Source organism: Nonomuraea sp. NPDC048916, from assembly GCF_040649575.1.
In the GTDB taxonomy this organism is placed as follows: domain Bacteria; phylum Actinomycetota; class Actinomycetes; order Streptosporangiales; family Streptosporangiaceae; genus Nonomuraea.
The window spans coordinates 1-7,742 of record NZ_JBEZFS010000081.1 but is presented as its reverse complement, the minus strand read 5'-3'; the positions used below and the strand labels follow the sequence as shown (position 1 = coordinate 7,742).

The following is a 7,742-nucleotide window of genomic DNA, read 5'->3' as shown; positions in this document are numbered from 1 at the left end:
GCAGCCAGCAGTTCCTCACGGCTGGGGTCCCGGGGGTCGGACACGAGCTCAAACTACGATCCTTGCCTGACAACATCCACAATCACTGCGAAACCGGCGCGTCTACCCCAAACCAGACACGATCAACAACGAGCCTGAATGGATACGCCATGACCTCGCCGTATGACCACGAGGCATTGTGGATCAAGGCTAAGCTGTTCATCAACCGAGCTATGGACGACGATTTCAGATCGTTCGACGAGCAAGCGCTCTGGGCGGCTCTGGCGCTCGAACTACTCGCCAAGGCCGCTCTGGCCAAGGTCTCGCCTCTGCTAGTGGCTGAGCCCACTGAGGACGGGACGAACCTGTTGATCGCGACGGGACTCGTAGTCGGCGACGCCCGCTTCACCTCAGTAAAGGCCAAAACCCTCTTTATACGGTGCCACAAAGCATTCAAACCGTTTGACCAGGCCGAAGCCACCAAGATCATAAATGGCCGCAACGAATACCTGCATAGCAGCGGATCGGGCTTCATGGCGATCCCCGCCCACGCCTGGTGGCCAAGGTATTGGGCGCAGGCGACCACGCTGATCACGGCGCTGGACAAGGATCTCAGCGATTTCGTCGGTATGGACCGCATGGGCGTCGTGCAGGACTACCTCGAACAAGACGCCAAGAACGTCGAGCAGCGCACGCAAGCACTCATCGAACGAGCCAAGCAACGACTCCAGCAGTACAGGGATGGCAACCTGCCCGCCCGTGTCGCGCGGGAATGGCAGAGCGACCTCGACCTGACGGCGAGCCTGGGCTACGACGCGGACGCTAAATGCCCTGCTTGTGCGGCAACCGGAACCCTCGAGGGAGAAGACGTCCTCGACACCGAGGTGTCCTACAGCGACGAGCCGGATGACATCCAGGTCACCTTGACGATTGGCGCGGAGTATTTCAGCTGCCCCACCTGCCACCTCGTTTTGATGGGCTACAAGTTGATCAAGCAGGCAGGTCTGCCGGAAGAGTTCGAAGCCGAGGGCGATGTCACAGACATCTATGAGGAGCCCGACTACGGCAACGACTGACAGGCCACTCCGCTGTGACGTCAGCGTCCAGGCCCAGCACGTGGTACGGCAGGGCACGCACCGTGTAGGCGCCGCGTCCGAATGCCGGTGGCACCCGAAGTTCAGCGCTCGAAGTGTCGACAAGGAGCGGCGCTGCCGCCCGGTCCATGAGCTCGGGCTCTCCTGCCGAACTGAAGGCTTGGGACATCATGCCTCAAGCTGACGAGTGGCCGCGGCCAGGGGTGATCAGCAGCAGAATTTCAGATAGTCCTGCAGGTCGCCGAGGATGCGGGCGACGCCGTCGCGGTCGCCCCAGTACAGCACTTCCTTGCCGTCGCGGCGTGAGGTGACGATGCCGCCACGGCGCAGCAGGGCCAGTTGCTGGGAGGCGGCGGACTGGCTGATGCCGGCGCGTTCGGCGACCTGGTTGACCGACAGTTCGGCGCCCTGGGCGAACAGCAGCATGATCTGCTGGCGGCCGGGGTTGGCCAGGGCCTTGAGGAAGTCCTGGGCGGCATGCGGTAGCTGCGGCGCGCACGCGGTACCCGCCGTCGCGTCCGTCGGCGCGCCTGGTGGTGTCGTGGTCTCGGCCATGCCTGCTCCCTCCTGTCCACCGCACCCTACCTTCATATCAACTTATTGACATATTATAAAATGACGGTATATTCTACGGCATGCCCATCGACAATGACCGCATTCTGATCGTCGGGGCCGGGCAGTCCGGCCTGGCCGCCGCGCAGGCCGCCCTGGAGCAGGGGCTGCGGCCCGTGCTGCTGGAGGCCTCCGGCCGGGCGGCCGGGTCCTGGCCGCGCTACTACGACAGCCTCGCCCTGTTCTCGCCCGCTACAGCGGCCTGCCCGACATGCCCTTCGCTGGCGACCCTGAGCGCTACCCGCACCGCGACGAGGTCGTCACCTACCTGGAGCGCTACGCCGCCGCCCTAATTGAACGCGGCGCCGAGCTGCGCACCCTCGCCCGTGTCGGGGTCGTCCGCCCCGCCGGCGAGTCCGGCGCGAGCGGCTTCCTCGTACACCTGGCCGACGAGCAGGAGCTGACCGCCCCCGCCGTCATCGCGGCCAGCGGCTCCTTCGACCGCCCGCACCGGCCCGCCCTGCCTGGCCTGGACACCTTCACCGGCCCGGTGCTGCACGTCGCCGACTACCGCTCGCCGGCCTCGCTGCCGGGCGAGCACGTCCTCGTGGTCGGGGCGGGCAACTCGGCGGTCCAGATCGCCTACGAGCTGGCCGCCGATCGCCGGGTGACGCTGGCCAGCTGGGCGCCGATCCGCTTCGTCGAGCAGCGCCCCCTGGGCAGGGACCTGCACTTCTGGTTCCGCCTGACCGGGTTCGACCGGCTGCCGCTGGCCCGCGCGGAGGCTCCGCCCGCCTCGCCGGTGCTCGATGACGGCCGCTACCGCCGGGCGCTGCGCGAAGGCCGCTACACGCGCAGGGCCATGTTCACCCGGCTCGACGGCGATCACGCGTCTGGCCCGACGGCGGCTGCGAGCGCGTCGATGCGGTGCTGCTGGCCACCGGCTACCGGCCGAACCTGCCCTACCTCACCGACCTCGGCGCTGTAGACGCCGGTGGGCACCCGCGACAGCGCCGCGGCCTGTCCGTGACCCATCCCGGTCTCGGCTACCTGGGCCTGGAGTGGCAGCGCACTCCCTCCAACACGCTGCGCGGGGTCGGCGCCGATGCCCGCCGTGTTGTCGCCGTGCTCGCCCGCCACCTGCGCGAAACGCGCCGGCACGCCCGCGCGTGAGCGGCGCCACCTCCGCACACCTGCTGATTCGATGCATCTCTAATTTGGCATGGCTCTAAGTTTATCGGGCATCCTGTCGTCAAAATCACTTAGACAGATTTCAAACCAGTGCGGGCCGGGGTGGCCCGCGTAACGATGAGGAGAACACCATGAGCGGATGCTGCGGTCTCACCGCAGTCGAGCTCGAGCCCAGTCGCCAGGCCGCACAGCCCGGTGACCTGCCCATCGTGGTCATCGGCGCCGGCCCGATCGGCCTGGCAGCGGCGGCCCACCTCGCTGAACGGAGCCTCCACTTCGTGGTGCTGGAGGCCGGCGAGCAGGCGGGCGCGTCGGTCGCCCAGTGGGGCCACGTCCGGGTGTTCAGCCCGTGGAAGTACAACATCGACGCCGCCGCCCGCCGCCGGCTGGAGGCCGCCGGCTGGAGCGCGCCCGATGCGGAGTGGTTGCCCACCGGGGCCAAGCTGATCGAGGACTATCTGGCGCCGCTGGCCAAGCTGTTCGGTGACCGGGTCCGCACCGGCGCGAAGGTAAGCGCGATCAGCAGGCTCGGCTACGACCGGGTCCGCACCTCCGGCCGCGACGCGGCGCCGTTCCTCATCCGGCTGGCCGACGGCGGCGAGCTGCACGCCCGCGCCGTCATCGACGCCTCCGGCACCTACGCCACCCCCGACGTGCTCGGCACCTCCGGCCTGCCCGCCCACGGCGAAGCCGACGCCGCTGACTTGGTTGACCACGCGCTGCCCGACGTGCTCGGCGCCGACCGCGACCGCTACGCGGCCAAGCACGTCCTGGTCGTGGGCGCCGGCCACTCGGCCGCCACCACCCTGCTCGCCCTCGCCCAGCTTGAGGACACCCCGATCACCTGGGCGATCCGCGCCGGAAACGCCAGCCGCGCCTACGGCGGCGGCGAGGCGGACGCGCTGCCCGCCCGTGGCGCGCTCGGCACCCGCCTGCACGCCCACGTCGAAAGCGGACGCATCCGCCTGGTGACCGGCTTCTTCACCCACGCCATCGAACGCGACGGCGCGCAGGTGCGGGTGATCAGCCGCGACCCGTCCGGCCACGAGCAGAGCGTGACGGCAGACCAGATCGTCAGCGCGACCGGTTACCGGCCCGACCACGCCATCGCCGGCGAGCTGCGCCTGGACCTCGACCCGATCCTCGGCTCCACCCGCGCGCTCGCACCGTTGATCGACCCGAACGCGCACTCCTGCGGCACGGTGCCGCCGCACGGAGCTGAGGAACTCGCGCACCCCGAAGACGGCTACTACGCCGTCGGGGTCAAGAGCTACGGCCGCGCCCCGACCTTCCTGCTCGCCACGGGCTACGAGCAGGCCCGCTCCGTCGTCGCCGCCCTGGCCGGCGACTGGGAAGCCGCCCGGGACGTGCAGCTGGACCTGCCGGAGACCGGGTGTGCTCCTCCAGCCTGGCCGAGGCCCAGGAGCAGCGGGTGGGCCTGGCCACCGGGATCAGTCTCCGCGCCCGGCGGGTCCCGCACCGGGGCGGGCCAGCGGGCGGCGCTGGTGCGCACTGCCACCCGCCAGGCGCCCGCATCCGCAGCGAGAGGGCATCCGCTGGGGCGGCCGACCTCTTACACCGGCAGCTTGGCGCCCTCACCCAACCCGGAGATCGTTTCCGGTCACAGCACTAGCCGACATCGCACTACTGCGCTCCCAGCCCGACCTGTTCGGGCACGTCGCCTCCGACCCCACGGTCTCCCGGCTGATCGACCGCCTCGCCGCCGACCCAGCCCGAGCACTGAAAGCCATCCGGACCGCCGCACCGACGCACGCCAGCGAGCCTGGCAACTAGCCGGAGCCCGGGCTCCCGGAGCCGACGGACAGCTGATCCCGCTCGACATCGACGCCACCATCATCATCGCCCACTCCGACAAGCAGCACGCCGCCCCCACCTGGAAGAAGACCCTCGGCTTCCACCCGATGACCGTCTTCGCCGACCACGGCCAAGACGGCTCCGGCGACCCGCTGGCTCTGCTGCTGCGACCCGGAAACGCCAGCTCCAACACCGCCGCCGACCACATCGACGCCACCCGGCTCGCCCTGACCCAGCTACCCCGACCAGGGCCAGCGCCCAGTGATCAAGCCGCGCATGCCCACAAACTGCGGAACATCGGGTGCCTTTGGCGCCCTGCCGCCAGCAGGGCCCACCCGTGAGGCTGGATGAACGGCCGGTATCTCCTACAGCGCTCAGGACGCCCTGGGCGTCTCGTGGACGGTAAGGCTGGCCGCTGACCTCCCGCCGGGTCGGCTCCCCTAGAGTCTGCGCGACCGCCGACCGAGGCCAACAGGATCATCGCCCGCCGGTACCGGCCCGTACTCATCGTGCCGCGTCGCACGATCTGCTGCAGCTTCTGTCCCTCTCTCCGTGAGTCTGCGAACCTTGACCGGTTGCGTCACCTGATTTCCTGGGTGCCGATCGAACGTGACCAGCACCCATCCAATCGGCAGGGGCATTCTGCATGCCAACCTGCTGATCGTTTCCGGTTACAGGACTAGCCTGGTGCGGTGGCCGTCCTTAGCCGTGAACAATTGCTGGCTTCCGCGAACGACTTCTCCCGACGCGCGCTGATCGCATACGTGGACGGGGACGAGCAGATGATCCTCACCAATGCGGCGTTTGCGCTGGAGCACCTCAGCAAGGCATACCTATTTGACAACCATCCAGCGTTGCTGGTGGAGGTTCGCAACGGGCACTTCGACTCGCTTCTCCATCTGACCGGCCTAGGCGTCCATGCCCGCAAACTGGGTGCACCTCGAACGATCGGGGCCAAGGAGGCACTCGCCCGTGTCGACCAGTTGATCACTATCCAAACACCGCGTCCTGCGCTCGATCAGCTCATCGACGTCCGGGACGGTGTCGTCCACGTCGGATACCTAGACGCAGCCGGTACGAGACACCTTCTGGCTGTGTTCCTGAGGTTCGCCCACGAACTGTACGATGCGCTCGAAGTTGATCCAGAAGAGCGGTGGGGACAACACTCTGAGTTGGTCGACTCGCTCATCAGTCAGTCGCTATCGGACGCCACTCATGCGGTCAATCGTAAGATCGCAGCCGCGAAGAGGCGTCTAGGGACACTAATGGCCAAGATCCCTGAATCGCTGCAGGCCACCATCGGCGACGCGCGGCAATTCACGGTCAACTTCGTCGCTCTTGCCCCTGAGAACATGGGGAAGCGCCTTCGCAACATCCATGCGCGATGCCCCGCGTGCCAACATCCCGAGGCGGGTCTCCTGGGGCGCGTGGAGCCGGAGTTCGCGCTAGCGCACGAGCCAGGGCCGATGGAGCACATAGAGGAGCTCCTTGAGGAAGCGCTTGTCTTCTACCCGGAGCGACTCATTTGCGGCTCGTGCGAACTGCAGCTGGAGGGGCTGGACGAACTGGGGGTGGTCGGGATTCCACCGCGAGTGGAATTGGAGCCCGCACCAGATTCCAGCTGTAATGACAGCAGCGGATCGTTCTTCATAGACTTCACATAAGGGCGCGAACCTTGTAGCCCTCCTTGACCATGCGCTGAAGCAGCTCAACCTGCTGGTTTTCATTCTCACAGGTGACGACCACGCCCCACACGGTCCATGAACGACGGCATGTGCGGGTTCATGTTCCTCGGGGCCCGCCCGAGGAACTGGCCGTGGCCGGCGGTCTCAAAGAGGCGCAATTGACCCCGCCTGCGGCGCGAAGAGTTCGGTGCCTGCGGACGGTGTCCAGCAACAGCGGATCGCGGGTAATCGAGAGCAGGATGGTGGGCCGGAAATCGGCCAGGTCGCCCAACAGTGGGGACACGTACGGGTCCCGCGGGTTGTGCCCGCCGGCATTGAACTGAACGGCCGGCTGGAGTGGCTCTGCCCGCCGTTGGCTCGGGGCCGAAACGTTGGGCGGCTCAGGTGAGGAGTCTGCCGCCTCGCTCAGGCGAGTACGTCCGTGGGCTGCGCCGACAACGTGTTTCCAGCTGGCCTTCGCCGACGGAAGGGCCAGCGGCACCCGCACGCGCGTCCTGGCCGTTGTCCGCCCCAGCGGGTCCAGATGCGGGCCTTCGACGGATTAAATGCGGCTAGAGTACTAGGAGGTGACGAGCCTGATCACCTCCTGTCCCTCGGCGGCGGGCGCTCGTCCCACTCCAATCCCGCCATCGGGTCTGCCGGATCCTTCAACCGCAAGTTGTCCACGAGCCGCGCCATGAGGTACGGGTTGTGACCGCATGTGATTCGTCCCATATATGCAATCTGCACCTCCCCCTCTCCTGGCAAGTCAACTGTGACGGATCCATAGTGAGCCCGATAGGGGTTGCGGTTGAGGGCATCGAACTTGTCGACTGCCTCGTACTCGCGAGCCGCATAGAGGACCTCTAGTAGGAGCTTCATGGTTGCCGGTCCCGTCTGCGGTGGCCGGATAGCGGCAATCACATCTTCTTGACGGACGGCGGCATGATTCCCAGCCCACTCCCATGTCACGATCCATGCTTTTCGTCCACGTACTCGCCTAGCCATTTCCCATCTCCCATACTCCGACGTAACGATTCGGACAGAGAAGCTACACCAGACGGATTCCTAAGGTCTTTGCTCGTTCCATGCCCCTTCCGGGCGGCTCGCTCTATCGGGCCCTCTGCCTGGAACGGGCGAACCTGGTGCCAATTTGGATCAGGCACACTTTCGTCATTGCAAGAGAAGGTGCACCTGATCGCTCCCCTCGCCCGAACAAACAGCTCACCTATGTACTCATCGGTTGCACTGCCCCCAGCTCGCATCGGCTTGGTGGTTTGGCTGCCGCTGCATCGCGCTTGAGCAATGATCGAAACCTGTGGATCTGATGGGAAGGGTGTACCTTCCCGAATCATCTGATCATGGTTTCGAGATAAGGCCGACGCGCCAACGTCGGTCGGGAAGGCACACCCGTGCTCACCGTAGTGCCCGAACTGCCCGTTGACGA

At 66.7% G+C, this 7,742-nt stretch carries 7 protein-coding genes and 3 pseudogenes; 7 read left to right on the top strand and 3 right to left on the bottom strand.

The window, feature by feature from the left end:
- Positions 1 to 62 precede the first annotated feature (62 nt).
- Positions 63 to 1,055 (top strand): hypothetical protein, encoded by a 993-nt coding sequence (locus AB0C16_RS39455; RefSeq protein WP_357691164.1) that lies wholly within the window; start codon positions 63 to 65, stop codon positions 1,053 to 1,055.
- A gap of 225 nt (positions 1,056 to 1,280) precedes the next feature.
- Here the strand turns inward: AB0C16_RS39455 and AB0C16_RS39450 are convergent, their stop codons facing one another.
- Positions 1,281 to 1,628 (bottom strand): metalloregulator ArsR/SmtB family transcription factor, encoded by a 348-nt coding sequence (locus AB0C16_RS39450; protein ID WP_357691162.1) that lies wholly within the window; start codon positions 1,626 to 1,628, stop codon positions 1,281 to 1,283.
- 80 nt (positions 1,629 to 1,708) lie between these two features.
- On the opposite strand from AB0C16_RS39450, the gene AB0C16_RS39445 reads away from it, so the two are divergent.
- The 5 genes and pseudogenes from AB0C16_RS39445 to AB0C16_RS39425 all read left to right on the top strand — a co-directional run.
- Positions 1,709 to 1,978: an NAD(P)-binding protein gene (locus tag AB0C16_RS39445; protein ID WP_357691160.1), complete on the top strand. Its 270-nt coding sequence runs from the start codon at positions 1,709 to 1,711 to the stop codon at positions 1,976 to 1,978.
- Positions 1,897 to 2,613 carry an NAD(P)-binding domain-containing protein gene (locus AB0C16_RS39440; protein ID WP_357691158.1) on the top strand — a complete coding sequence of 239 codons (717 nt, stop codon included), beginning with the start codon at positions 1,897 to 1,899 and terminating at the stop codon, positions 2,611 to 2,613. Before AB0C16_RS39445 ends, AB0C16_RS39440 begins: the two co-directional genes overlap by 82 nt.
- Complete coding sequence (locus AB0C16_RS39435) at positions 2,553 to 2,798, top strand: hypothetical protein (RefSeq protein WP_357691156.1); 246 nt, start codon at positions 2,553 to 2,555, stop codon at positions 2,796 to 2,798. The genes AB0C16_RS39440 and AB0C16_RS39435 overlap by 61 nt, the downstream gene beginning before the upstream one ends.
- Positions 2,799 to 2,947: 149 nt before the next feature.
- Positions 2,948 to 3,889 (top strand): annotated as a pseudogene (locus AB0C16_RS39430) (FAD-dependent oxidoreductase); the annotation flags it as partial.
- A 556-nt stretch (positions 3,890 to 4,445) separates the two neighbouring features.
- Positions 4,446 to 4,873 (top strand): annotated as a pseudogene (locus tag AB0C16_RS39425) (transposase); the annotation flags it as partial.
- Positions 4,874 to 5,094: 221 nt separating this feature from the next.
- Here AB0C16_RS39425 and AB0C16_RS39420 read toward each other — a convergent pair.
- Positions 5,095 to 5,215, bottom strand: a pseudogene (locus tag AB0C16_RS39420) (IS630 family transposase); the annotation flags it as partial.
- Positions 5,216 to 5,323: 108 nt separating this feature from the next.
- Between AB0C16_RS39420 and AB0C16_RS39415 the strand changes: the two are divergent.
- Positions 5,324 to 6,295, top strand: a complete 972-nt coding sequence (locus AB0C16_RS39415) for a hypothetical protein (protein ID WP_357691154.1) — start codon at positions 5,324 to 5,326, stop codon at positions 6,293 to 6,295.
- 600 nt (positions 6,296 to 6,895) lie between these two features.
- Here the strand turns inward: AB0C16_RS39415 and AB0C16_RS39410 are convergent.
- A complete protein-coding gene (locus tag AB0C16_RS39410; protein WP_357691152.1) occupies positions 6,896 to 7,177 on the bottom strand; it encodes a hypothetical protein in 282 nt (93 codons plus the stop codon).
- Between the last annotated feature and the right edge of the window lie 565 nt (positions 7,178 to 7,742).